General features: G+C 46.1%; 22 protein-coding genes, 1 rRNA gene and 2 riboswitches. All 23 genes read right to left on the reverse strand.

The window, feature by feature from the left end:
- A 16S ribosomal RNA gene (locus ACQCVH_RS21875) occupies positions 1–60 on the reverse strand; the annotation flags it as partial.
- 313 nt (positions 61–373) lie between these two features.
- Positions 374–2,443, reverse strand: coding sequence for a glucose-specific PTS transporter subunit IIBC (ptsG, locus tag ACQCVH_RS21880; protein ID WP_426837705.1), 2,070 nt, complete (start codon positions 2,441–2,443; stop codon positions 374–376).
- A 189-nt stretch (positions 2,444–2,632) separates the two neighbouring features.
- On the reverse strand, positions 2,633–3,475 hold the full coding sequence (glcT, locus tag ACQCVH_RS21885; RefSeq protein ID WP_148951072.1) for a glucose PTS transporter transcription antiterminator GlcT: 843 nt from the start codon (positions 3,473–3,475) through the stop codon (positions 2,633–2,635).
- 211 nt (positions 3,476–3,686) lie between these two features.
- Positions 3,687–5,015 (reverse strand): NCS2 family permease, encoded by a 1,329-nt coding sequence (locus tag ACQCVH_RS21890; RefSeq protein ID WP_426837707.1) that lies wholly within the window; start codon positions 5,013–5,015, stop codon positions 3,687–3,689.
- Positions 5,016–5,125: 110 nt separating this feature from the next.
- A riboswitch (purine riboswitch) is annotated at positions 5,126–5,227 on the reverse strand.
- 84 nt (positions 5,228–5,311) lie between these two features.
- Positions 5,312–6,832 (reverse strand): glutamine-hydrolyzing GMP synthase, encoded by a 1,521-nt coding sequence (gene guaA / locus ACQCVH_RS21895; RefSeq protein ID WP_426837836.1) that lies wholly within the window; start codon positions 6,830–6,832, stop codon positions 5,312–5,314.
- Positions 6,833–7,103: 271 nt separating this feature from the next.
- A riboswitch (purine riboswitch) is annotated at positions 7,104–7,205 on the reverse strand.
- Between the two features lie 37 nt (positions 7,206–7,242).
- Positions 7,243–9,444 (reverse strand): transglutaminaseTgpA domain-containing protein, encoded by a 2,202-nt coding sequence (locus ACQCVH_RS21900; RefSeq protein WP_426837708.1) that lies wholly within the window; start codon positions 9,442–9,444, stop codon positions 7,243–7,245.
- Positions 9,441–10,658 (reverse strand): DUF58 domain-containing protein, encoded by a 1,218-nt coding sequence (locus ACQCVH_RS21905; protein ID WP_426837709.1) that lies wholly within the window; start codon positions 10,656–10,658, stop codon positions 9,441–9,443. Before ACQCVH_RS21905 ends, ACQCVH_RS21900 begins: the two co-directional genes overlap by 4 nt.
- 1 nt (position 10,659) lies before the next feature.
- Positions 10,660–11,613: an AAA family ATPase gene (locus ACQCVH_RS21910; RefSeq protein ID WP_224906647.1), complete on the reverse strand. Its 954-nt coding sequence runs from the start codon at positions 11,611–11,613 to the stop codon at positions 10,660–10,662.
- A gap of 386 nt (positions 11,614–11,999) precedes the next feature.
- Positions 12,000–13,430, reverse strand: coding sequence for a vWA domain-containing protein (locus ACQCVH_RS21915; RefSeq protein WP_426837710.1), 1,431 nt, complete (start codon positions 13,428–13,430; stop codon positions 12,000–12,002).
- A gap of 16 nt (positions 13,431–13,446) precedes the next feature.
- On the reverse strand, positions 13,447–13,818 hold the full coding sequence (locus ACQCVH_RS21920) for a DUF4064 domain-containing protein (protein ID WP_426837711.1): 372 nt from the start codon (positions 13,816–13,818) through the stop codon (positions 13,447–13,449).
- Positions 13,819–14,021: 203 nt separating this feature from the next.
- Positions 14,022–14,348, reverse strand: coding sequence for a hypothetical protein (locus tag ACQCVH_RS21925; RefSeq protein ID WP_426837712.1), 327 nt, complete (start codon positions 14,346–14,348; stop codon positions 14,022–14,024).
- A 120-nt stretch (positions 14,349–14,468) separates the two neighbouring features.
- On the reverse strand, positions 14,469–14,759 hold the full coding sequence (locus tag ACQCVH_RS21930; RefSeq protein ID WP_426837713.1) for a hypothetical protein: 291 nt from the start codon (positions 14,757–14,759) through the stop codon (positions 14,469–14,471).
- Between the two features lie 86 nt (positions 14,760–14,845).
- On the reverse strand, positions 14,846–15,136 hold the full coding sequence (locus tag ACQCVH_RS21935; RefSeq protein WP_426837714.1) for a hypothetical protein: 291 nt from the start codon (positions 15,134–15,136) through the stop codon (positions 14,846–14,848).
- Positions 15,137–15,156: 20 nt separating this feature from the next.
- Positions 15,157–16,773 (reverse strand): hypothetical protein, encoded by a 1,617-nt coding sequence (locus tag ACQCVH_RS21940; protein WP_426837715.1) that lies wholly within the window; start codon positions 16,771–16,773, stop codon positions 15,157–15,159.
- 64 nt (positions 16,774–16,837) lie between these two features.
- On the reverse strand, positions 16,838–17,578 hold the full coding sequence (locus tag ACQCVH_RS21945; RefSeq protein WP_426837716.1) for a pilus assembly protein TadG-related protein: 741 nt from the start codon (positions 17,576–17,578) through the stop codon (positions 16,838–16,840).
- Positions 17,568–17,951 carry a TadE/TadG family type IV pilus assembly protein gene (locus ACQCVH_RS21950; protein ID WP_426837717.1) on the reverse strand — a complete coding sequence of 128 codons (384 nt, stop codon included), beginning with the start codon at positions 17,949–17,951 and terminating at the stop codon, positions 17,568–17,570. Before ACQCVH_RS21950 ends, ACQCVH_RS21945 begins: the two co-directional genes overlap by 11 nt.
- Before the next feature lie 25 nt (positions 17,952–17,976).
- Positions 17,977–18,192, reverse strand: a complete 216-nt coding sequence (locus ACQCVH_RS21955; protein ID WP_426837718.1) for a hypothetical protein — start codon at positions 18,190–18,192, stop codon at positions 17,977–17,979.
- A 40-nt stretch (positions 18,193–18,232) separates the two neighbouring features.
- The gene (locus ACQCVH_RS21960) at positions 18,233–19,171 is read right to left on the reverse strand and encodes a type II secretion system F family protein (protein ID WP_426837719.1); all 939 of its coding nucleotides are present in this window, start codon (positions 19,169–19,171) and stop codon (positions 18,233–18,235) included.
- Between the two features lie 3 nt (positions 19,172–19,174).
- The gene (locus ACQCVH_RS21965; protein WP_426837720.1) at positions 19,175–20,107 is read right to left on the reverse strand and encodes a type II secretion system F family protein; all 933 of its coding nucleotides are present in this window, start codon (positions 20,105–20,107) and stop codon (positions 19,175–19,177) included.
- Positions 20,104–21,444 carry a TadA family conjugal transfer-associated ATPase gene (locus ACQCVH_RS21970; RefSeq protein WP_426837721.1) on the reverse strand — a complete coding sequence of 447 codons (1,341 nt, stop codon included), beginning with the start codon at positions 21,442–21,444 and terminating at the stop codon, positions 20,104–20,106. The genes ACQCVH_RS21965 and ACQCVH_RS21970 overlap by 4 nt, the downstream gene beginning before the upstream one ends.
- A gap of 4 nt (positions 21,445–21,448) precedes the next feature.
- The gene (locus tag ACQCVH_RS21975; RefSeq protein WP_426837722.1) at positions 21,449–22,576 is read right to left on the reverse strand and encodes a CpaE/TadZ family protein; all 1,128 of its coding nucleotides are present in this window, start codon (positions 22,574–22,576) and stop codon (positions 21,449–21,451) included.
- Between the two features lie 56 nt (positions 22,577–22,632).
- Entirely contained in the window at positions 22,633–23,493 is an 861-nt protein-coding gene (gene cpaB / locus ACQCVH_RS21980) for a Flp pilus assembly protein CpaB (protein WP_426837724.1), read from the reverse strand.
- On the reverse strand, positions 23,490–24,236 hold the full coding sequence (locus ACQCVH_RS21985) for a hypothetical protein (RefSeq protein WP_426837725.1): 747 nt from the start codon (positions 24,234–24,236) through the stop codon (positions 23,490–23,492). The genes cpaB and ACQCVH_RS21985 overlap by 4 nt, the downstream gene beginning before the upstream one ends.
- Positions 24,237–24,265: the final 29 nt, after the last annotated feature.

Genomic DNA, 24,265 nt, shown 5'->3' on the forward strand with positions numbered 1-24,265 from the left:
TTGCATGTATTAGGCACGCCGCCAGCGTTCGTCCTGAGCCAGGATCAAACTCTCCATATAAGAGTAAGATTTAGCTCTGATAAAAATAAGATTAACGTTGACGTTTTTGTTCGTTCAGTTTTCAAAGAACAATCTCGGTCGCTCGTTTAAAGCAACTATATTAGAATAACATTTCTAACAGCCTTCGTCAACAACTTTTTTCAACACTTAAGTTGAAAGCTTCTGGTGAAAACGACTGCTCACCTATAGTAACACCGATCCTGTATATACGTCAACATCAGAATAGACGTTTTTATACATGAAATTTATCCCATTTATAAAGGCCGGCCGCTGTCTGCGGCCGGCCTTACAATACCATTATATTTATAGAAGATTATTTCTTAATCGTAATAATATCTTCTTCTTTTATATCTACGCTGCCGGTTTTATTAATAACAACCGTTTCGCCTTCAGCCAGATTAGTAAATACAATCGGCGTCATAATGGATGGTGCATTTTCTTTTACAAAATCCAGGTCGACCTTCAAGAGAGGCTGTCCTTTTTCCACTCTGTCATTTTCTTTAACGAGTGTTTCAAAGCCCTGGCCTTTCAGGTTGACTGTGTCGATACCGACATGGATCAGGATTTCGCGGCCGGAATCTGAAAGAAGGCCAAGAGCGTGTTTCGTCGGGAACAGATTGACTATCTTTCCGTCAACCGGAGAAACGATTGTCCCTTCACTTGGAATGATCGCGAAACCATCTCCCATCATTTTACCAGAGAATACAGCATCCGGAACATCTGTAATCGGCTTTATTTCTCCTTTAATAGGAGAAATAAAGATATCTTCTCCTTTGTGCTCAGTCTGCAGCGCTTCTGGATTTACTTCCTCAATTTGCTGCTCAACACCTTTTTCAGGAGCCTTTTCTACCGGACGCGGTTTTTTGCCGCTCATAATATCCTTCATTTGGCCTTTGATCGTTTCAGATCTCGGACCGAAGATTGCCTGAATATTGTTTCCAACTTCAAGTACACCAGAGGCACCGAGTTTCTTCAGACGGTTTTTATCTACATCTTTAATATCATTTACAGATACGCGCAGTCGCGTGATACATGCATCAAGGTGCGAAATATTTTCCTGTCCGCCCATTGCTTCAAGTATTTCGTATGGAAGATCTCCGCCTTTGCTTGCTCCTCCAGCCTCTTCCTCTTGTTCTTCAACATCTTCGCGTCCAGGAGTCTTAAGGTTGAACTTGCGGATCGCAAAACGGAAGCCGAAGTAGTAGATAACTGCAAAGACAATACCTACCGGGATGACAATCCATGCGTTTGTCTGAGGATTGATCAGACCGAACAGGATATAATCAATCAAACCGCCGGAGAAGGTCATGCCAATTTTTACATCTAATAGGTGCATTGTCATAAAGGACAATCCGGCAAAAATAGCATGAATACCGAAAAGTACAGGAGCAACGAATAGGAATGAGAATTCCAGCGGCTCAGTAATACCAGTCAGGAATGAAGTCAAAGCTGCAGAAGCCATCAGGCCTCCGACAATCGCTTTTCTTTCCGGACGGGCTTCATGGTAGATCGCCAAAGCAGCTGCCGGAAGACCGAACATCATGAACGGGAATTTACCAGTCATGAAAGTACCAGCCGATAGATCTTGAACACGGTCCTTGATTTCAGCCATGAAGATCCTTTGGTCACCACGCACCAATTCACCTGCATTTGTTGTATATTGCCCAAACTCATACCAGAAAGGCGAATAGAAGATATGGTGCAGCCCAAAAGGAATAAGAGAGCGTTCAATAACACCAAACACAAACGCTGACAATGTCAGGTTGGCGTGAACCATGTTTTGAGAAAAAGCGTTAAGTGCAGATTGGATTGGAGGCCAGATGATAATCATCAAAAGCCCAAGAACTACTGCACTTGCAGCTGTCGCAATAGGTACAAAGCGCTTTCCTGCAAAGAATCCTAAGTAAGACGGAAGCTCAATTTCAAAGAACTTATTATACATGGATGCTGCGAGAATACCCACAATAATACCGCCGAAAACACCAGTCTGGAGAGTCGGTATGCCCAGGACATTGGCATATTCCATACTTCCTTCAAGGTCTTTCGCTTCAATGCCCAAAACGGTACCCATCGTTACATTCATAATCAGGTAACCGATGATGGCAGCAAGGGCGGCTACACCTTCCCCGCCTGCAAGGCCGACCGCAACGCCGACCGCAAATAAGAGGGCAAGGTTGCTGAAGACAATATTACCGGCGTTTTCCATGACGGAAGCGACCATTTCCACTCCGCCATTTTCCAAAAATGGCGCTAAATCCAGCAGCGCAGGGTTTTGCAGGGCATTACCGAAGGCAAGCAGGATACCTGCAGCCGGAAGAAGCGCTACCGGAAGCATCAATGCCTTGCCGACTTTTTGCAAGACACCAAAAGCTTTTTTAAACATGTGAATTCCTCCTTTTTTTATAAGCTCATAAAGCGTTTCCATTACTGAGCACAATTAAGCAGAAAGCAAAAAAGGCATGAGGAAAAAATAACCGAAAAAAGCTGTACAGGTGTATAGTACCCATAAAACTTGTTTTCAATTATCTAATCACTCATGCCTGATCGTATCAGTAACACGTAATTATGATATCTATTTGATTTTCTTTTGAAGCCTCTGCAGGTGCATCGTCAAATACACCGCTTCTGCATCAAAAACCTTTTTTCTCAATGCTTGCTGCATCACTTTAATGAGCTTCCAGGAAAGATTGTAACACACAGGATACTCTGACTTCAAGAGGTCTGCAATTTTTTCTGGCTCTTCCACCTGCTCGCCGGTATGGACCCTCTCGATTGTAAACCTCAGATGCCGGACAAGCCTCATATAATCAATGCTTTCTTTATCGATTTTTATATCAAGCTGCTCTTCAATCATATTAACCAGATGGGTCACAAGCTGCGAGTGCTGGTTGACCTCGGAAAGATTCCGGTTCATGACGGCACTGTGGATATGGAGGGCGATGAACCCAACTTCCCCTTCAGGCAGGTGCACCCCCGCCCTTTCTCCAATCAGCTGAACAACATCCTTGGCGACATCATACTCGAAAGGATACAGCGCTTTCGTTTCAATCAGGAAGGGATTTCGCATTTCCATGCCAATGGACAGCCTGCTGACAGCGAACATCAGGTGGTCGGTCAGCGCTACATGGATATGCTCATTCAATTCTGAGTTAGTCCGCTGCTTGATCAGTTCAAGAGAGGAAATGATAACATCCAGCAGTTCATTGTCCACATGCGGAAGAAGCTTAATATAGTTTTCCTGCTCTTTTTCATTCTTCAGGATAAAAAGCTTTTCTACAGAAGCTTCATCAATGAAATCACCTTTCTTATGGCTGAAGCCAATCCCCTTTCCTATAAGGACAACCTCGCCGTGTTCCCGGTGATGGCCAATCAGTACGTTATTGTTTAATGCCTTTTTCACTTCAAGCGTTTTCATATCCTCTTCCTCTTTTCAGTCTCCATCAAGTAGTTTCATGTTATAAAAGACAAAATCGGAAGTCAATAAAAAGAAAAGCGGAGGGCGCTTGCTCAGCCCCGACATGCTTAAGACGACCAGAGCAAGAAGCCTTCCATCACCCAAAAATGAATCTTCACTTTCCCTGTACACAAAAACAAAAAGAGCCCCCAAAAGGAGGCTCCCCAAATAATTATTTCAAAAAGACAAAGTAAAGGACAAACACTGCAAACAGGAAGTACATGATCGGGTGGATCTCTTTAGCTTTACCTTTTACAATCATGGTGATTGGGTAGAAGATAAAGCCGATTGCGATTCCGGTTGCAATGCTGTATGTGAGCGGCATGGCTATGATCGTCAGGAAGGCTGGAACGGCGATTTCGAATCTCTTCCAGTCAATCTGTCCAAGCGACGAGACCATCAGGACACCTACAATGATCAGGGCCGGAGCTGTAACCGGTGCTGTAATTACATCGAGCAGCGGGAAGAAGAACAGTGAAAGCAGGAAGAACGCAGCCGTCACAATTGCCGCGAATCCTGTCCTTGCCCCGGCAGCCACCCCAGCTGATGATTCGATATAAGATGTTGTTGTTGAAGTTCCAAGTATGGCTCCCGCTACAGTGGCACAAGAGTCAGCCAGCAGTCCTTTGCCTGCGCGCGGAAGGATGTTCCCCTTCATGAGACCCGCCTGATTAGCGACTGCGACGAGTGTTCCTGCTGTATCAAAGAAGTCAACGAACAGGAACGTAAGAACAACGACAAGCATTTCTGTCGAAAAGAATGAACTGTCGCCAAATGCTGTAAAGGCAGCTCCGAATGTAGGCTCAAGGCTTGGTACAGCCCCTACAATTTTTTCAGGAGCATTGATCAGTCCGAAGATCATACCGGCTAGAGCAGTCACTGCCATCCCGATGAAGATACCGCCCTTGACGTTTTTTGTCATTAGGATGACCGTAATAACAATACCGAAGATGGCCAAAAGGACATTTCCGTCTGAAAGATCGCCAAGCCCGAGCAGGACGGCATCATCATTGACAATGATCCCGGCGTTCTGGAACCCGATAAAGGCGATGAACAGCCCAATTCCCGCTCCTACTGCAAACTTCAGTTCAGCAGGAATGGCATTGATTATTTTTTCCCTGATGCCCGAAAGCGTGAGAAGTATAAATATCAGACCGGAAATGAGCACTCCGCCGAGTGCATGCTGCCAGGAGATCCCCATCGTCAATATGACTGTATAGGCAAAAAAGGCATTCAAGCCCATTCCCGGTGCAAGGCCGATCGGATATTTAGCTATCAGGCCCATTAAAATTGACCCGATGGCAGCAGCAAGGGCTGTCGCCACGAAGACTGCACCCTGATCCATCCTCATGCTGTCAGGAAGATCCGGAACCGACTGCAATGACAATGTGAGCGGGTTGACGGCCAGGATATAGGCCATTGATAAAAAGGTAGTTAATCCGCCGATGATTTCGCGGCGGTAATTCGTGCCAAGCTCTTCAAATTGGAAATACTTTTTCATTCTTTTCCCCCCTAGTTTAAAAACCAAATAAAAACGCCCGCCGGTTTCCGGGAGCGTGACAACAGGTTCCTGCCTATAGGGGGAATTTATAATAAGTTCAGTAAAATGATCCCTATAAACATTTACCTCGTAGTCAAGCTATTTACGGCAGCTCGGTAGAAACTTTCAGGCCATATCCCTGATATTATACGACGTAATACGACATATTCAGTTCTTCTTCATTTTAGCAGGAGCTCTATTTTCAGTCAATAAAAAAACGAACATTTTTCATGTTCGCTTTTTTATCGTTCGTATTTTTACTCCCACTCAATCGTTGCAGGCGGCTTGCTTGTAATATCATACACAACACGGTTAATATGATCCACTTCATTGACGATTCTGGTGGATATGATCTCCAGCACATCCCATGGCACCCTTGCCCAGTCTGAAGTCATTCCGTCAATAGAGGTTACTGCGCGGATTCCGATCGTATAATCATAGGTACGGGCATCACCCATCACTCCTACGCTGCGGATATCAGGAAGAACGGTAAAGTACTGCCAGATATCACGGTCAAGCCCGGCCTTCTTGATTTCGTCCCGTAAGATCGCGTCTGATTCCCGAACAATTTCAAGCTTTTCGTCTGAAATTTCTCCGAGTACACGGATTCCGAGGCCAGGTCCAGGGAATGGCTGCCTCCATACCACTTCATCCGAAATGCCCAGCTCAGTGCCCAATGCCCTGACTTCATCCTTGAATAAAGTATTCAAAGGCTCGATCAGTTTAAATTGCATATCCTCCGGCAATCCTCCGACATTATGATGGGACTTGATTGTCTGCGCAGTCGCTGTGCCGCTTTCAATAATATCGGTATACAAAGTGCCCTGGGCAAGGAACTCAATTCCTTCCAGCTTGGCCGCTTCATCATCAAACACATAAATGAATTCATTCCCGATGATTTTCCGTTTCTGTTCCGGATCGCTGACACCTTTCAGCTTGTTGAGGAAGCGGTCTTTCGCATCAACTTTAATGACGTTCATGTTGAAGCCTTCAGAGAAGGTCTTCATAACACTTTCGGCTTCCCCTTTCCGGAGCAGTCCATGGTCGACGAAAATACATGTCAGCTGATCGCCGATCGCTTTATGAATGAGGACAGCGACAACAGAAGAATCCACTCCGCCGCTCAGTGCGCATAAAACCTTCTTGTCACCGACAGCCTGGCGGATTTTTTCTGTCTCGATTTCAATGAAGTTCTCCATTGACCAGTCGCCTTTGCAGCCGCAGACGCCAAAGACGAAGTTCTTCAGTATATCATTTCCATATACAGAATGGCGGACTTCCGGGTGGAATTGAACCGCATAAAGCCCGCGCTCTTCATTGCTCATCGCAGCGATTGGGCAGGAAGGATTGATTCCATCAACAGAAAAACCTTCAGGTGCTTCTGTAACAAGGTCACCGTGGCTCATCCAGACTGTCTGTTCATTCGGAAGTCCGGCAAAAAGCTTTGACTCATGTTCCATTGTCAGAACAGCCTTGCCATACTCTCTGTGCTTCGCGCGCTCTACTTTGCCTCCGAAGTGCATGGTCATCAGCTGCATTCCGTAGCAGATGCCGAAAATAGGCAGGCCAAGCTCAAAGATCCTTTCATCGCATCCGAAGGCATTTTCGCCGTACACACTGTTCGGGCCGCCGGAGAAAATGATGCCGCTCGGGTTCATTTCCTTGATTTCTTCTGCAGTGATTGTGTGGGGATGCAGCTCGCTGTATACCCCAAATTCGCGGATCCTTCTAGTTATCAGCTGATTGTACTGACTGCCAAAGTCAAGCACGACAATCATTTCCTGGTTTTGCAGTTCTGTTTTCCCCGTCAAATCTGTCCACCTCGGTTATGTTATTTTTTCTTATCCTGCTCTCCCGGCCCTTGCTTTAACCGCAATCCGAAACAGCATTCCTTATCTCCAGCTCCATATATCCGGTTATCGTTGTCCGGCTGACTTGCCGCGTGCCTGTCCAGCACTCGCCAAGTCAAACAAAAAACCGGAACTCTCCTCCGCAAATACGCTGAAGGCAGAATTCCGGTTTTTTAAGCATAAATGCCCTAAAACGCTATTTAGAATGACCTGCCTTCATAGTCAAGTCATTTAAGGTGACCTGGTAGAGACTTTCGAACCGTATTATCGAGGATATATGAAGGTGCATATTAAATTATGATTCTCGTGAACATTGTATCAACAGGTCATTTTTTTGGTCAAGCTATTGTCTTTTTAATTAAATTTTCCCACAATTCCCTGGTCTCTTCCCAGCGTCCTTCTTCAAGGCGGCCTCTGTACAGGACCCTCTCGTACTGGGCAGTGATCCTGCTCATTTCCTGTGTAGAGAAGAAATGATCGATATACGCAGCATATTCCCTCAGCGTCTGGTCCTGCTTCCTCTTCAAGCCGTAGCGTTCAAGCTGTTTGAGCAGAGTCAGATACGCTGAAACAAAGCGGCCATCCTTCTTTTTCATCCGCCTGAACTTCCAGATAAAATAGGCCGGGAGCCATCTGGACCTTTTCAGGTAAGCCGCCGCAGCGCCTGCAGCAAGAAGCAGGAGGATCAGAGACAGCGCCTTCCAGGAGCCAGCAAAGAATCCTTTTATCTTTACACCCAGGTCAGCCAGCGTAAAGGATGATGCCGTATCGCTATTTTCCTCCGGAGATTCGGGAGCAGCCGGCTCCTCTTCCGGCTGAGCCTCAGTTTCTGCCGTATCCGTTTCAGCTGTGTCTGATGACTGAGTATCATAGGAATACTGGACATTATTTGAAAAGCCCTGTGTCGGCTCAAAAGGAACCCAGCCAATCTCAGGGAAGTAAACCTCAACCCAGGAATGGGCATTATTGTTCGTGACTTCAAAAACCCTGCTTGTTGCGCTTTCCCTTGCCTGGTATTCTCCTTCTGTATAGCCTTTCACCCATCTGGCAGGGATGCCGAGGCTGCGAACAAGTACGACCATTGAGGAAGAGAAGTTATCGCAATAGCCCCTTTTTGTATCAAACAAGAATTGATCTACATAGTCGTCGCGGGCACCGGGAACGGCTACATCCGTCTGGTCATAGGAAAAGCCTGACATCCTGAAGTAGCGCTCTATCTCTCTTGCTTTATTGAACCAGTTCGATTCTTTGGCTGTTATCTCCACTGCCAGCTCCTTCACCCTTTCAGGAAGATTATCAGGCAGCTGGGTATACCTCTCAAGGAAATTACCATCCAAGGTCTGGGTATCCCCGGACTCCTGGAGTGCAGAAACACTATATTTCGGCACCTCATAGCTCACACTGTATTCCTTCAGGGGCATAGGCTGGACAGCATAAACTTTTTCAATAGCCGGATCAAGCTCAAAGCTCACGTCCCCTTTGGGCTGAATGCTCTCAACACCAAGCGGGTATACAATATGCGGAGATGATTGATACAAATATACTGAACTTGTTTCCGGATTGGTTGTCATCCCCTCTCCGGAAAAAGAAGAAATCGGCACTTCATCTTCCTCAGTGAACGGGATGCGTTCTTCCCCTTCTTCGGAAGCAAGCCATCCCTTGCCTGTATACACATCCTTTGTTTCAACCTTCCAGTAATGGCGCGACTTCACTTCAGTCCGGAAAACAGCCTGGTTGTCTCCAATGAAGGGTCCGCCAAGCCTGGAATCATCGACTCCATAGCCTACCCTCGCAACAGAACCGCCTGGTCCCTCCCCGCTGTTCTGTCCATATGATTTTATATAGGGAACAGGATCAGGCCAAATAGGCGCTGCCTTTGGAGCGGCAAGGCCGACAGCCACACTCAGGGCAATCATCACCGCAAGCGGGGCCATCCATTTTCTGGAGAAAGTCCTCTTTTTCAGGATTGTCTCCCGCTCCATGAGCCTGTGGAATGTCAGGATTCCCATTACACCAAAACCGGCAATCACAGTACGGACAATGGCGCCGTCTGCCTGGTAGGGAGTAAAGGTATCAAGCACAGTAATATAGGTCAGTGTCATAAAGAAGAAAATAAAGATCTGCCTTCTATTAATCAGCCAATATTGAAGCAAATAGGTCATCAGCCAAATCAGCACAAAGAACAGAAGGCTTCTGAACAAGTCTGTGAGCTGCGGCCATTCGGCTGCCGACACATAGCCCAGATTTTCTTGGATATCCAGGAAAAATGGCAGCACCCATTCCGGTGAAAAAAAGGCTCCCTCATAATAAAGATAATGCAGGGAATAAAGGATATACAGGCACTTAATAAAGCCGCTGACCACCATATTTACATGAAAATAATACATAACAAGGCCAAGAACAATAAACAAAATAAACACAAGGATGTTGGAAGTATCTGTCAGCTGCTCTAGAGGGCGCATCCACTCCCACAGAAGGAGGAACCCGAACATATATAAAATGACAGAAGTCATGCTGCGTCTGTTCTCATCTGCCCTCATCCTCTATTCACCTCCGAAAATGCCTCCGAAAATTGACCTTCGTGGACAAGCACAACCTTAACCCCGCGCGCGTTGGCAGAAGCCCTCAGCGCGATTTCCTCCTTGGCTGCGGCCTCACGCTCATTTTTCAGCAGAAAAATGGTAACGGCATTTTTATGGGAAGCATAGTAACTGGCCTTTTCCACCAGCCTCTTTGTCAGCTGGGCCGTGATCAGCATGAGCGAGACATTCTGCTGGGCGAGGAAATTCTCCGTTTCCAGCACCCGGTCAAAGGAAACCGGACAGTCATCCTTCACTTTTGCCAGGTGGTAAAAGAGCTGCTGCTGCTGCCCTTCCCCGCCTCTGACAGGAAATGCCGCCCTTTCTGCCCCCATCGTGATCAGACCGGTCTGGGCGCCCTTGCGGAGGATACCCCTGATGACAGAGGCTGTAAAGGATACAATCCCCTCAAACCTTTCGTCAGGGGCGCAGTCCATCATAATATACACGTCATGTGATTTCCGCTGCTCAAATTCCTTTGTCATGATGTCATTTCGCCTGGCGGTCGCTTTCCAGTTGATCCAGGAAAAACGGTCTCCGGGCTGATATTCCCGAATCCCGACTGCCATGGAAGTATCCCTCTGGACCCGTTCCTTCGATGCAGTCATTCCCTGGTCATAATGGTTGTCGGCCGGCTTATATATGAGCTCTTCATAAGCGGGATAAACTATGATCCGGCCCTCCAGCTCCACAAGCTTCTCCTTTTCAATCAAGCCGATCGGATCACCCGTTTTCAGGCGGATATTCTCGAAGATATGCTCGCCGCGCGGCAGTCCATCCACTTCATACTCAAAAGAAACCTCCCGCTTGAACCAGGGGAAAACAAAGGACTTTGCCTTATTCCCTTTTGAGGAAAAAGACAGCGCCTCATTCAGGCAGTCCTCGGCAATGAGAAAAAACAGCGGGAAAGAGTTGTCCCGCTTTAATGTCACTTTTACCTTCAGCTTCTCACCGGCATTATAATCCGTCTTTACAAGATCCCTTTCAGCCCGGAAGGTGCCGACTGAATAAAAGGACAAAGCAAGTCCGTACAGGGCAAAAGGAAGAAAGCTGTAAAAAAGGAACCAGCTCACAAACCCGCCCTGGAACATTGCATAAGAAAATGTGGTCAGAATAAGGAGAAATAATACAATCAGCTTCCAGACATTCTTGCCCAGATGTATCAGCTGCTTCATCTTACTTCACAAGCCTTTGGACAGGGACGGGCACCCGCGCAATTACGCGGTCCACAACTTCCTCGGCCGAAATGCCTTCAAATTTGGCCTCACTCTTCAAAATGATGCGGTGGGCCAGCACAGCAGGGGCCAGATACTGGATATCATCAGGAAGAACATAATCCCTTCCGTACATGAAAGCAAAAGCCTGGGCTGACTTCATTAAAGCGATTGACCCGCGCGGGCTTGCTCCAAGATAGACACTGCTGTGGGTCCTTGTTCTGTTGGCAATATCGACAATATATCTTTTAATGGTTTCATTCACATGGACTTCTTTAATCTGCTGCTGCAGCTCCCTCAATTCTTCAAGGTCAATGACGGGCTCCAGCTCATCAATCGGCGGCACCTTCTGCGCGCGGTTCAGCACTTCCATTTCTTCGGCGACTTCGGGATAGCCCATTTTCATCTTCAGCAGGAAGCGGTCCAGCTGTGCTTCAGGGAGAGGATATGTCCCTTCATACTCAATCGGGTTCTGGGTTGCCATGACAAAGAACGGCTTTTCCAGCCTGTGCGTCACCCCGTCAATGGTCACGCTGCTCTCCTCCATCCCCTCAAGCAGGGCAGACTGAGTCTTAGGAGAAGTCCGGTTGATTTCATCAGCAAGGATGATATGCCCCATGATCGGCCCGGGACGGAACTGGAACTCCATTTCTTTTGGATTATATATAGAAACGCCTGTCACATCTGACGGAAGCAGGTCGGGAGTAAACTGGATACGGCGGAAGTTGGCGCCAACCGATTTTGCCAGCGCCCTTACCATCATTGTTTTTCCAACGCCCGGGACGTCCTCAAGCAGAACGTGTCCGCCTGCCAGAAGTGCCACTAGGCTGAGCTCAGCCACATTGCGCTTTCCGATCATAACCTTCTCGATATTATGCAAAATCCTTTCAGCCGCGGGATTCATTTGATCGCGCATCTATATCCCTCCTGTATTATGTCTATTAAGCAGGCCAAAAGGCGCGTACTTAACATCAATTTCTCTTGAATTATGATACTAATAACTTATATTCGACAGATTCCATTAAAAACCTGTAAAAAATACGTACCTGGGAAAATATTAAAAAGGAAAGCCAGCATATCTATTGTAGGTAATTTTCAAAAATATGTAAAATGGAAAGATTTCCGGACATGCCGGAGATATTCAGGGGCAGTGAGGATTCAAAGATTTCTACTTTTCAATGAATATGTATTTCCCCGCTCAAGATGATTTACAAGCTTAGTAATGTGCGGTATCAAAAATTAATGAAAGCATGCCCGCAATAGGCAGGGCATGCTTTCACGTACAATTAATCAAACGTTTGATTAACGATTTTCCCTTAACTTTTCCATCCGTTCAGCCCAGTCATTGATCTTCTGGTCGATCCTGTCTACCTCATCATCAATTTCCTGATGCTTGCTGTTGATGATTTCTTCCTGCAGCCCTTCCAGTACCTTTTCATGCTCTTCTGTCTTTTTGAGAAGCTCCTCTTCCATGGCGGCATCGATCAATTCATTTTCCTTCAGGTTGGCAATGGCATCCCGGATGCGCCCGGCCTCATTCCTGATTGCGTATCCAAGTCCCATGCCCATCTGATCAATGTCCATCTTCTGGAATGAGACGGCAAATGTATTTTTGGGAGTCGACCACTTAACCCCAATGATGTCTATCAGCCCAGGCACCCACTCATTGGAGATGCTGCTGTTCAGCTGATCGGCATTGTCGGCGCCGATATACTCGCCATTCCCTGCCTCAGCCACCTTCTTGAGCTGATCCTCTGCTTTTGCATCCACATTAAAACCGATGATATTCACCTTCCGGCTTTCATTGGTTTCAGCAAACAGCCTGGCTTCCTCCACCGGATTCCCGTCGCAGGTCTCCGCTCCATCGCTGACAATATAAAGGGTAATATCCCCTTCATAGTCCATGCTGGCCTTTCTTGCAGCCTTAATGGCACCGGCAAGCGGGGTCCAGCCTTTCGCCTCAACCCCTTCAACAGCGTTGAAGAAAGACTCTTCGTTATAGGACTGAAGCGGATAGACTTCATCAATTGTCGTACAGGAAATCTGTTTGTCCTTGTCCTCCTGTGTGCCAGCATGCCCATACACATAGAGGGAAACATCATTTTCTTCGCCAATGGTCTTAGCAAAGCTTCTGACTGCACTCTTGGCAATCTCCATTTTCTGCTTGCCGTCTACATCAAGCAGCATGCTGGAGCTGGCGTCAAGGAGGAGAAGCGCCTTCCCGTTTTCCCGCTCTTTGCCGTTTTCAGATTCTGATGCCTGCTCCGGCTCAGGCAGGAGCGGTTCATCAAATTGCGGCTCATAATCCATGATCCTGCCAATGGATTGCTGATAGGCACTGTTGCCGAGATAATAAAGCAGTGCCTTGAACATCATATCCGGATCATCCGTTTCCTTTGTGACCTTTTGCATGTGACCCTCAAAGTCCTCCCTGATCCCTGAAAGCGTATTGAAATCCGGCCAAAGCGCGGTTTCCTTCTCATAGCTGAAGTCCTTTGTCAAAAGGCCCGGCTCTGCATTCCGGAACTCTTCCACCGTAGAAGGAACCACAACAGTGCTTATTTCATCTGTGACTTTACTGCCTTCTTCTTCATTGTCCCTCCCGGCCTCTTTTTGATCAGCCGAACCAGCATCGGACTGGGCTGAATCCGCCTTGTCCACTTTCTTTTCACCAGAGCAGCCAGCCAGTATACACATGACGGCCAGCATCAGCAGCATGTATTTTTTTAGCATCCTTCAGCCTCCCTGATCAAATTTCTTTTTCAAGTGTCAAAGAATGTTCCTGCCTTTGCTGCGGGACCCTGAAGCCTAAAGCACCCGAGATAATATATAAAATACTTGGCACGAACATCAGAAAAATCGAAATCGGAAAGCTCAAAACGCCAAATGCAATCATCAGCCCCCCAAATAGCTTGTGATCCATCCTGTTTACCAGACAGGCGACAATCAATGCTCCTGACTGGATCACAAAAAATAATAGCGTGACAATAAAGATAATGCCCCCCGCCTGCTGGTCGTCTGAGGCAGCTGCCACAAAAGCAATAATAAAACCTAAAAATGAGAACAAAATGCCGATGATGCCGCCCACCAGCCCTAACACAAATTCCGCTGTCCTTTTCACTCAATCCAACTCCTATGATGATGCATTTAGTAATGGTATATGATTATTGCCTTCCATAATTTTACGTTTACCACTCTGTTTCGTTTCTGGGCTTCTGGTCCTGTTTTTTGAATTTCTTTTGGTGATTTAGGCCTATCAAGACACGATATTCGCTGTATTATTTCTTGCCTTAAGCCAGGTCCCCCCAGGAATGCTATTTCACCCTAAAGTAATCTTAGTATCACCCCTGCTGCCATTAGCAGCATAAACACCGCAACGATTCTGATCCCTGCCCAAACCGCTTTTCCGCTTACCCGTTCCCCCTCATACCTGCCAGCTGTCCCATCTATTACAGCAATTCCAAGGCAGCAGAGGAAAAGCAAGCAAAAAAACAGCAGATTATATTTTTGCTCCTGAAAATCAATCAGCCAGTTTTCAGATACTGTATAGGCATAAATGCCAAAAGAAATGATAACGGCGAGAAAGAAGAAAAGATTAATTTTGGCAAGGGTTTTTTTCTTGATAAAATCAGCTCCCTTTTGATTAGCCATATTATTTTGGATAATTTTTACATTTATAAACCAACCTTGTATTCCCTTTTGCTGGCTGATTAAACACTAAAAAAGAGCTCTCCTTAGAAAGCTCTTTCTGGCATTCTATTATTCTCTCACTTATAAAAGTCCCATAGAAATCCGCCACAGGAGAAAGAAGACAGCAATCGAAAGGCCGGTATATACTGCTTTTTTACTCACCTTTTTCCCCTCATCCCTAAGAGAGGCTGCGCTTATGCCAGCAAGAATGAGTCCGATTGAAGCTAACACAACAAATGTGACAATCTGGTTGAAGTACTTTTGTGTATCAATAATCCAGTTTTCCTGGATTGTGAAGGCATAGATGAGGAATCCTCCGAGTACCAGTATCGTATAAACGGCTGCAATGCGGGATAGTGTTTTTTTGTTCATTGAATCCCCTCAAGTTAAACAAGTACTACACTTTTCAAAAAGATAGCAAGCACAGTAAGACCAGTTATATTTGTTTTTCTTAATGATTAAAATAATCCAATAGAAATCCGCCAAATCAGAAAAAATATTGCGATTACTATCCCAAAATAGATAGTCTTACTGTTAACTTTTTTATTTTTATCTCTATCACCTGCTGCATCAATTGAAGCTAATAGAAGGCCGATGACACCTAGAATACCAAAAATTAACAATTCATTGAAGTGTTTCTCTGTATCTATAGATCCGCCTTCCTGCACGAAGTAGGCATATACGCAAAAGCCTCCTAAAACTAGAAACGTATAAGAAACTGAGATATAGGTGAGTACCTTTTTATTCATAGCCCCCTGCCTTTCTTTTGCTAGTTGTAGGTTTCACCAGTGATTAGACCATTATTGCTTTGAGTCCTATTACTGCCTGTGGATTTGCCTTGTTCCTTATTATTGGTTTCCACATTTTCCTTCTCCGTAGCATCTCCCGAACCCTCTTGTGAGGTATTATTTGTATGATCATCGGCTGGTGGTTTATCTACATTCTTATCTACATTCTTATCTACATTCTTATCTACATTCTTATCTACATTCTTATCTACATTCTTATCTACATTCTTATCTAGGTTGTCTTTACCGGTATTTTCAGGAGAGTCAACGGAATTAAGATCAGTTATTTTTTCATAGCCCCATTTCACAACCTCTTCTGTACCTTTCGTAAGGCTCTCATTAAGAGCTTCATGTCCTGCACCAATGAAATTTAATGACTTCTCAACAATAACACTCAATGCCTTTGCAGAGACTATCGAAACCCCAAGCCCTATCAAGAAGTTCTCAAATGACCACTCACCATTTTTCAAACCCTCTCCAATGAAGTTTTCTGCACCTCCATAAAGACCCGTTAAACCTATAATAGACCAGCCTAAAACTTGCCCGGAAAGAATAATAGGACCTAGAAGTGCTCCAGAAATGCCGCCTACTATAGTATCAAATAGCAGATTACCTAAATCAAATTTTTCACCTGAGAGCAATGTACTAAATACCGAACCGGAGAAACCGCCAATTAGACCGATTTGAGCACCTTTTAAAATTAACTTAAGGGCATTTGATGCAGTATAAAACCCCTTAAGCTGCCCCCATACCGGACGCATCTTAAACCAGCGCCAAGCTGCAGCACCCTTTCCCCGCAGCCAGGGCCATGCTGTCCTGCTCATCCAGCGCCAGGCTGCCTGGCCTCTGCCAACAATCCATGGCCACGCCGTGTTTCTTGCCCAGTTCCAGGCAGCAGGTCCTGCCGTATGGCGGAGCCATGCCCAGCCGGCAGCGAAAGCCCCGGATGCATAGCCTGCATAGGCGAGAATCCCGCCGACAAGCGAACTTCCGAAAGCTCCCCAGAAATTATAGCCGTCGCCTGCAAGCCATTGATACAGGAATCCCCCGGCAAGGGCGCCAGCTCCTACAATGGCGGCAACGACAAGAATCGGAACACTGACTACCCCTGTTACGACAAGTATCGCAATGGCGCCTACAATAATGGCGGTTGCTGCAATTGCGGCCACAATGGTCTGGGCCCATTTATTTTCAGCAAAGAAATTCTCAATATCATTCCAGACGTTCCCGGCCCAATCGCCGAATTCATCAAACTTCTTGCTGGCATAGTCCGTGAAATCATTCCACTTTTTGCCTGCATAGTCCGTAAAGTCATTCCACTCATCAGCGGCCCATTCGCCAAATTCCTTCAGCCCGTCTATAGCGCCGTCCTTAATATCTCCCAGTTCATTAAGTGCCTTTTTCCACCAGGGAAGATCAGCATCGCCTTTGACCGGTTCCCCGGCCGTTGCATCATCTTCCTTTGTTTGACTGAGACCCTGAGGCCCTGTTTCAACCTCCGAGACGTCAGCCAAAGCTGGCTGAAGCACAGCCATCTGGACGAAAAAAGCAAGTAAAAAGACTATTGCTAACTTTATTTTGTTTTGTGGTGCTGCCATAACAGTATCACCCTTTTAAAAAGAAATAAATCCTGCTTTCTTCGCAATCTAGCTAACTTTCTTTTTAATCACAAACTATATTGAAGCCATCAGGTTCGCCAATCCTGGCTGATGATTCAGCCGAAATGGCAGGAACACCCTCATCCGGAACAGTCGTATATTCCCCTTTTCGTTCAGTCACCGCATAATAGCGAAATTCTGCCGGAATAAAATTAAGCGTACTCACCTTATCATTCTGGTTCTCTTCAGCAAATTTATCAGCTTCTGCCTTGGCATCTGCTTCATTATCCCTTACAGCCTTGCAGGCAATTTTTCTTACCCCTTTTTCAGCAAAGAAGAATTCCATTGCTGTGCGGGCTTCCACTTCAACCGAATGATCCAGCAGCCAGCTGATAATATCTCCGGGCATTGAGCGCCCTTCATAATTAGCTTCCATAGCTTCCACAAATTCAGAAAGAAGCTCAGCTTCAGACTTCGGCTCACTTTTTTCGCCAGACTCATCATCGCCCTCTGCATCGCCTGCTGCCGCTTCCTTGAAGGCTTCCCAGGCATCCCCAAGCGCATCCAGCTCTTCCTGGGTTTCCTCCTGGAGAGTCTTTTTCATAAAAATGGTCGACGATTTGGCCGCTGCCAATGCTGCAGAATCTGCTCCTGTCTGGGTGACTCGTTTATTAATAAAGACACTCGAGAAATCAAAAAAGACCAACGAAAAGAAAATGGCAGCCATAAGCATTCCCACTATGAGGATAAGCATCCCGCTGCCTTTCTCGTTATTAATGAAGTTCCATATTTTCCTAGTCTTCATCAGGCTCTTCCTCCATCGGCATGACAGCATCTACAGTGAAGGAAAACTCCATATCAGCAATGATAGGCAATGCGATTACAGGTGCTTTTGCCTTCACTTCAACTCTGGCCTCATCTGTACCCGGGCCACCGGATACTGCCACTTTAATGCCTTTGGCCGATTTCTTTGTGACATTTGCCCAGTCAGGATTGTGGACAGCAGCGGCCCGGGCCCCGTCACGGGCCGCGGACTCAGCTACAACAACCGAAAATGCAATCAGCGCCACTTGCCAGATAATAAGCATCGCCAATATGACAAGGGGGAACATAGCTACAAATTCTATAGCCTGTGAGCCTTTTTCATTTTTAATATGCTTATTAAAAATATTCTTCACCCTACTCACTCCGACTTTTAATTATTCAACCGCCAGTTCCGATGTTGCCAATTAATTCTCCAAGCTTATCCATGATTGTCTGCCCAAGAGTTGAGTTACCACTAATCCCAGAAGCAATCGCGCCCATTACCGCCAGCACAACCAGCCCTAAAGCGACCCATTCAAGCGCCTGAGCACCTGTCTCATTTTTCACATAGCGGTTGTAAACTCCATTCACTTTAGTCCAAGCTTTAATTAACATAATTTATTCCTCCTGATTTTTTTTTATTTATACACCCTTCTTATTTAAAGAAGGAATCAAGCCCAAATGCTGATGGATTATAAAAGATATTCAGTGCCAGGAGCCCAATAATAAGCCCGAATACGGCAGGGGCTACAAAAAAAGTTGTAACCAGCGTGATCTGCGGGCTGGCCTTCGCTGCCTTCTCTTTCGCAACAAAACCCCTTGTCGCCCGCAGATCATCCGCCTGCAGCTTAAATGTCCTTGAAACCGGAACCCCCAGGGAAGAGCCTTGTATTAGACCATTGACCAGAGAATGAAGCTCCTTTGAAGAATTGCGGTCCATCAGGCTGTTATAGGCTGTAAGACGGGGAACCCCAAGTTCTACCTCTTTATTAAAGCGGTCGATTTCTTCGCTCAGAGGTCCTTCAAATTGCTTTGTAACCTGATTCAAGGCCCCATCCAGGCTGACACCTGCCTGAAGGGTGACACTGACTGTATCCAGGAAGTCAGGCATCATAATGCTGATCGTCTCCTGGCGGTATTTGGCCTTGAAGTGCAGCCAGGCGCTCGGCCCGAGAAAACCGGCAATGATAGATATAAGCAGTACCTGCAGGCTGAAGGGCAGGCCGATGATGACATAAAGACATCCAAAGCCCAGCCCGAGCAGTGCCAGCACAAATCTGAATCCGTAGAAGTCCCTCAGCTGCAGCCCCAGCGGGTTTCCCGCTTCCTTCAGCATCTGGCTGTGTTTGTCGATATCGGCGAAAAAGGGATACTTCATGCCGACCGGCCCGGCCTTGATGCCCCAGCGGACAACAGGCGCCAGCAGCCTTTCCCTCAGCGGAGCTTTTTGTTTCTTCTTCTTCGGATTATAGCCCTGCGAGACAAGAAGGTTTTCTTTCTTGGCAATGAACAGGTATAAATAAATGAATCCAATAAACAAAAAGATTAAGATGGCAGTAACCATAACGATGGCAAAAAATCCTAATAGTTTCATAGGCTACACCCTTATATTCGTAATTCTTCGGATTATGATGAATGCCATGAAGACAAGCGATGAAAAACCCAGGAATAGCAGGAGCCCCAGCGGTGTAAACAAAACATTCAGGAATCCTTTAATAAACAGATTCATCATCATCGCCATCAGGAAAGGCATCACTGCAAGAATATAGGCAATGGACCGGCTCTCGGCTGTTACTGTCTGGATTTCCTTATGCACGCGGCTTCGTTCTTCCAGTGTTTCTGCCATAGAGGAGAGTACCTCTGCCAGATTGCCGCCGACCCTTTGCTGAATCAGGATTGTACTGACAAAGATATTGATATCATTGCTTGCGACCCGCTCCCTGAACTCATTCATGACTGTTTCAAGGCTGTCTCCAAGTTTAAATTGGTAGTCCATCCGCTGAAACTCTGTCCCGCTTGGATCCTTCATATCCCTTCCAACCATCTCGATGGCCTGCGGGATTGTCTGCCCGGCCTTTATCCCGTTTGACATCATCCGGCATACCTCTGGAAGCTGTTTATTGAAGCTGTCTGTCCTTTTATTTCTCCTGGAATTCAGATAGAATCTCGAGCCCAGGGAAACAATCAGATAGGCAAACAGAATCGCCATCAGCATGTATAGGCCCAGGACAAAATGATTTACGAAGGTGAGCAGCGCCAGCAGGAAAATGTAGATGCCCATATACTCAGAAGGCTTTAACGATATGTCAGCACGCTCAAGCTTCCTTGAAAGCTCCTCTGCCAGCTCAGATCGGTCATATTTATCTCCGACCAGCAGGATAAAACTTTTCCTTTCGGCCTTCCTGTCTATATCAAACCAGCCATCCACCCGCTTAACCGTTTCCCGCGTACCACGGCCGGCAAAAATGTAAAACAGTCCGATGAGGAATGTAAAGATGGCTGCTGCCAGCAATAGAAAGGCAGGATTCATCGCAGTGCACCTTCCTTAAAAATCTTCTGATCATAAGCAACTCCGAATGAAAGGAAGCGCTGATAAATGCGCGGGATATATCCAGTCGGCTTAAACTCACCTACGATTGAGCCGTCTGCCTGGGTCGCCTGCCTTTCAAAACGGAAGATGTCTTTCGCAATGGTTGCTCCCTCTTCTTCCACAAGCTCGGAGATATTGACAATTCTTCTTTTCCCATCCGAAAAGCGTGACGTTTGTACAACTAAATCAAGGGCCCCGACAAAGTATCCTCTGATGACATCAACCGTTAATGGGAGCCCTGACATGATGACCATCGCTTCAAGCCTGCCAAGTGCATCTTTTGGGCTGTTGGCATGGATGGTGGTCAATGATCCTTCATGACCTGTGTTCATTGCCTGAAGCATATCTATTGCTTCAGACCCCCTGACCTCCCCGACAATAATACGGTCAGGCCTCATCCTCAGTGCATTCTTAACCAAATGACGGATGGTGACTTCACCTTTGCCTTCCATATTCGGAGGACGGGCTTCAAGGCGGATAAGGTTATCATAGGTAAACCTTAATTCGGCCATATCTTCAATCGTGACAATCCGTTCACCCTGAGGAATAGAATCTGACAAAACGTTCAGGAGGGTGGTTTTCCCGCTGCCCGTTCCGCCTGAGACAAGAATATTTGCCTTTGCCTGGACAGCTGCCTGCAAGAAGCTTGCCATATCATTGGAAAAGCTCCCAAATTGCATTAAGTCATCCAGTGAAAAGGGATCTTTCTTGAACTTACGGATGGAAATGGACGGTCCATCAACACTGATCGGAGGGATGACGGCGTTTACCCGGCTTCCATCATGCAGGCGTGCATCGACCATTGGTGAACTTTCGTCTATCCTTCTTCCAAGCGGCGCTATGATCCGGTCAATTATATGCCTGACATGCTGGTCATCCTTGAAACGGACGTTTGTCCTTTCAAGCTTCCCTTTCCTCTCAATAAAGATTTCCGAAGCCCCGTTGACCATGATCTCCGTAATATCTTCATCCCTCAGCAGCGCTTCCAGCGGGCCGTATCCCACAGACTCATTGATGATCTGCTGGATGATCTGCTCAATCTGTTCATTTGGAATGATGACCTTTTCTTCATCAATCATTTGTTTAACCAGACGTTCAATTGTTTTTTTCCGTTCGACCGGAGAAAGGGTGGTGATATTTTCCAAATTCGCTTCTTTTATAAGGCGGGTTTTGTAATGCCTGACCCATTTGTCCACCTGGGAATGGTCGATGTTCCACTCCCTCTGAACAGCTGTATTCTTGGCGCTTAGTATAGAGGCTTTTTCAACCCAGGACATGCTATCACCCCTTTATTCTTTTGAGCAGGTCTTCGACATACTTCTTCATATCTTTTGATGCTTTGGTGGTGCCTTTGTCTTTCTTCTTTTTATAAAAGCTTTCGCCCATATTGATGAATGGCTGAACAGCAAAGAAATCAGCCGTTATTTTTCCATTGATTTCCCTTCCTGTTATCTTTTCAATATCCTTGGCAGTCAGCTCGGTTTTCGCATTGCATCGATTAAGCAGGAGGGAGTAGTCGCTGCCCCTGCCGATCTGGAATCTTTCAAACAGTTCCTCTGCATATTTATAGGAGCGGAGCCCGAGGCTGTCAGGCGTCATAATATAATGAATATGGGTTGCTTCATTCAAGCCAGTAAAGGTTACACTGTTAATGCCTGAAGAAAGATCGAGAATAATATAATCATATTGGTGCCTTGCGGTCCTGATCATCCTGCTGATAAGCTCATCAGGTATGTTTTCTGCCTGTGCCGGATTCGATGGCCCTGTCAGGACCGTCACACCTGTTTCTTCATGTATGCTGGAAATGTTCTGAAGGTGGCGCATATCCATTTCATCCATAACAGGTATCAAATCATAATAAGAGCGGAGGGGCTGTATGCCAAACAGTACATCCTGATTGCCGAATTGGGCATTAAGATCAACAAGCAGCACTTTGCATTCATGGTGAATGCTTAAGGTCTGGGCCGCGATTGCCGACAGCAGGGTTGCCCCGCTTCCCCCTTTTGCACTGTAGAACGCATGGACTTCGCCGGTACCGTAGCCTGCCTCCGTTTCCTTCTGAAATTTGTACTGATTCTTCGCTTCTCTTATAGCCTGCTCCAGCCTCGCTTTTTCTTCCGGGAGAATAATAATATCCTTCGCCCCGGCAAGCAGCCATGTTCTCGCCTGTTCAAAATCATGATTTTTTGTCAGCCCTATCATTACGCTCCCAGCTGTGGATTGAAGCTGACTCGGACTTTCGACGGTATCAAGATCCACAAATATAAAATGATAAAACTGCTGTTCCCGAAAACTCCGCTTCCACTCTGAAACAGTGGCCAGATCGATATTCTCATCGCTGATATAATGGGGAAAAGAATCGCCCCATGCGTTGTCTTTCGTGATCAGCAAGCCTTTATATATACTCACGCTTTCGCATCCTTCCAGAACGTCAATTTAGTCTAGGTAAAAAAGCAGGTGCTTTTTTATTTCTTGTCATCATTCTCAGTCTTGGCAGGGGAAGATTTGGACTCTGCCTCCTTAGCTTTTGAATCGGCTTTTTCTTTTGCCTCAGCTCCCTGCTTGCTTTCAGCCGGCTTGCTTCCAGCCTTATTTTCAGCCTTTGCTTCGGTGCTGCCTGCTTCTTTCTTTGCAGAAGCGCCCGCCTCTGCATCTTCCTTAGCCTGTGTTTCTTGAGAGTCAGGCTTCTGCTCTCCCTTTTTCAGCTCCTCAGTTCCGGACATTGCCTGGTTGACCCTTAACACCCGTATCTGTACGGCTGAATTTTGATAATGGATGACACTTTCTGCCTGATCGATTGATAGTGATATCTTAATTCTAGGCGCGCCTTCCTCCTGTTCTTCTACTTGCACAACCGGTATATTTTCAAGAATCCTGCTTGTCTTCAGGGCACCTTTTATTTCTTGAGTGACTATAATGTCCACCAAATCTCCCTCAGCAACAAGCTGGTCGATTAATACAATTTCAGTTGCGTTGAGCCAGACCACGCGCTCATCGGCTGGAATATCCAGCTTCTTTCTGACAAGCGTGCTTGTCAGAAGGTCTCCTTCTTTCAGATCGATGACAGTGATGGCCTCTTTAAGATCCTTTTCATCGGTAATAAAAGATTCGTAGGCGCTGCTTTGGGGCAGTTCTACCCACTTAATATCTGATTCTTCTATTTCATGATAGGAAGTGATATCCTTCGAGGCTGCCGCCACTGCAATGGTCTTCCCCAGTTTTTGCTGGGTTTGATTGATTTGGACTAGTATAACCCCTGCTGCAATGAGTGCCAGCAAAAAAGAGAGGGTCAAAAATATGATGGCTTTTCTTTTAGAGTCTATCATCTGTCTGTCACTCCATGACTTTCATTAATGCCGGGCCGCGGGAAATCTCCGGCTATCAATATATCTACAACATCATTACTCTGCGGCAGGCCCGTCTCTTCAATTTGGTAAAAGTGAGCATTTGATGCGTCCACATCCAATTTTGCTCTTGAGGTCAGAATCATATGGCCGGCCTGGCTGCTGCGGACAATTTCCTCAACCATTTCTTTCTTCTCCCCTGAAAGGATGGCTTTGTCCTGCTGGCCGTTAAATAGATAATATTGCTTATGTTTCTTTTCTTTAAGAATTAAATAATTGCCTGACTCACTGTACTTCTTATTATTCACAATGGTCAGTTTCCTGAAATTAAGGCTGCCTGCATCAAAGTATTCTTCCAACGTCCCTTCAGCGGCCATTAGCAGAAGATAAACAGCAAAAGCCTTATTATTAGAACCATCGATACCAACAAGGCGTTTATCCGGATATTTCCAGTTCATAAGGCGCTTAATAGCCCCTTTATGCGTGGTATAAGAATCATAGATATATAGCATTTCCTTATTCTCTTCCATAAGGGAACTTAGTTCTTCAAGCTCCTGGTCCCTGCTTCTCATTTTAATGGGCAGCTTACGTCCAAATATGCCGCTCTTTCCTTTTTCAATGGCTTCCTCCAGGCTGCTGTCCTTTTTCAGCTGTGTCTTTCGGACATGAACGCCCTTAAGAAGCTCCTTTGGCAATCCCAGTGATTCATCGACTATGATATACATACCTTAACCTCTTTCTATAGGTCGGCTTT

Source organism: Bacillus infantis (assembly GCF_050107595.1).
Classification (GTDB): domain Bacteria; phylum Bacillota; class Bacilli; order Bacillales; family Cytobacillaceae; genus Bacillus_AB; species Bacillus_AB infantis_C.

Coding starts and splice junctions, on each gene's coding strand:
- ptsG (WP_426837705.1), bottom strand. CDS start 2,443: ATGTTTAAAAAAGCTTTTGGTGTCTTGCAAAAAGTCGGCAAGGCATTG.
- glcT (WP_148951072.1), bottom strand. CDS start 3,475: ATGAAAACGCTTGAAGTGAAAAAGGCATTAAACAATAACGTACTGATT.
- ACQCVH_RS21890 (WP_426837707.1), bottom strand. CDS start 5,015: ATGAAAAAGTATTTCCAATTTGAAGAGCTTGGCACGAATTACCGCCGC.
- guaA (WP_426837836.1), bottom strand. CDS start 6,832: ATGATTGTCGTGCTTGACTTTGGCAGTCAGTACAATCAGCTGATAACT.
- ACQCVH_RS21900 (WP_426837708.1), bottom strand. CDS start 9,444: ATGAGGGCAGATGAGAACAGACGCAGCATGACTTCTGTCATTTTATAT.
- ACQCVH_RS21905 (WP_426837709.1), bottom strand. CDS start 10,658: ATGAAGCAGCTGATACATCTGGGCAAGAATGTCTGGAAGCTGATTGTA.
- ACQCVH_RS21910 (WP_224906647.1), bottom strand. CDS start 11,613: ATGCGCGATCAAATGAATCCCGCGGCTGAAAGGATTTTGCATAATATC.
- ACQCVH_RS21915 (WP_426837710.1), bottom strand. CDS start 13,430: ATGCTAAAAAAATACATGCTGCTGATGCTGGCCGTCATGTGTATACTG.
- ACQCVH_RS21925 (WP_426837712.1), bottom strand. CDS start 14,348: ATGGCTAATCAAAAGGGAGCTGATTTTATCAAGAAAAAAACCCTTGCC.
- ACQCVH_RS21930 (WP_426837713.1), bottom strand. CDS start 14,759: ATGAACAAAAAAACACTATCCCGCATTGCAGCCGTTTATACGATACTG.
- ACQCVH_RS21935 (WP_426837714.1), bottom strand. CDS start 15,136: ATGAATAAAAAGGTACTCACCTATATCTCAGTTTCTTATACGTTTCTA.
- ACQCVH_RS21940 (WP_426837715.1), bottom strand. CDS start 16,773: ATGGCAGCACCACAAAACAAAATAAAGTTAGCAATAGTCTTTTTACTT.
- ACQCVH_RS21945 (WP_426837716.1), bottom strand. CDS start 17,578: ATGAAGACTAGGAAAATATGGAACTTCATTAATAACGAGAAAGGCAGC.
- ACQCVH_RS21955 (WP_426837718.1), bottom strand. CDS start 18,192: ATGTTAATTAAAGCTTGGACTAAAGTGAATGGAGTTTACAACCGCTAT.
- ACQCVH_RS21960 (WP_426837719.1), bottom strand. CDS start 19,171: ATGAAACTATTAGGATTTTTTGCCATCGTTATGGTTACTGCCATCTTA.
- ACQCVH_RS21965 (WP_426837720.1), bottom strand. CDS start 20,107: ATGAATCCTGCCTTTCTATTGCTGGCAGCAGCCATCTTTACATTCCTC.
- ACQCVH_RS21970 (WP_426837721.1), bottom strand. CDS start 21,444: ATGTCCTGGGTTGAAAAAGCCTCTATACTAAGCGCCAAGAATACAGCT.
- cpaB (WP_426837724.1), bottom strand. CDS start 23,493: ATGATAGACTCTAAAAGAAAAGCCATCATATTTTTGACCCTCTCTTTT.
- ACQCVH_RS21985 (WP_426837725.1), bottom strand. CDS start 24,236: ATGTATATCATAGTCGATGAATCACTGGGATTGCCAAAGGAGCTTCTT.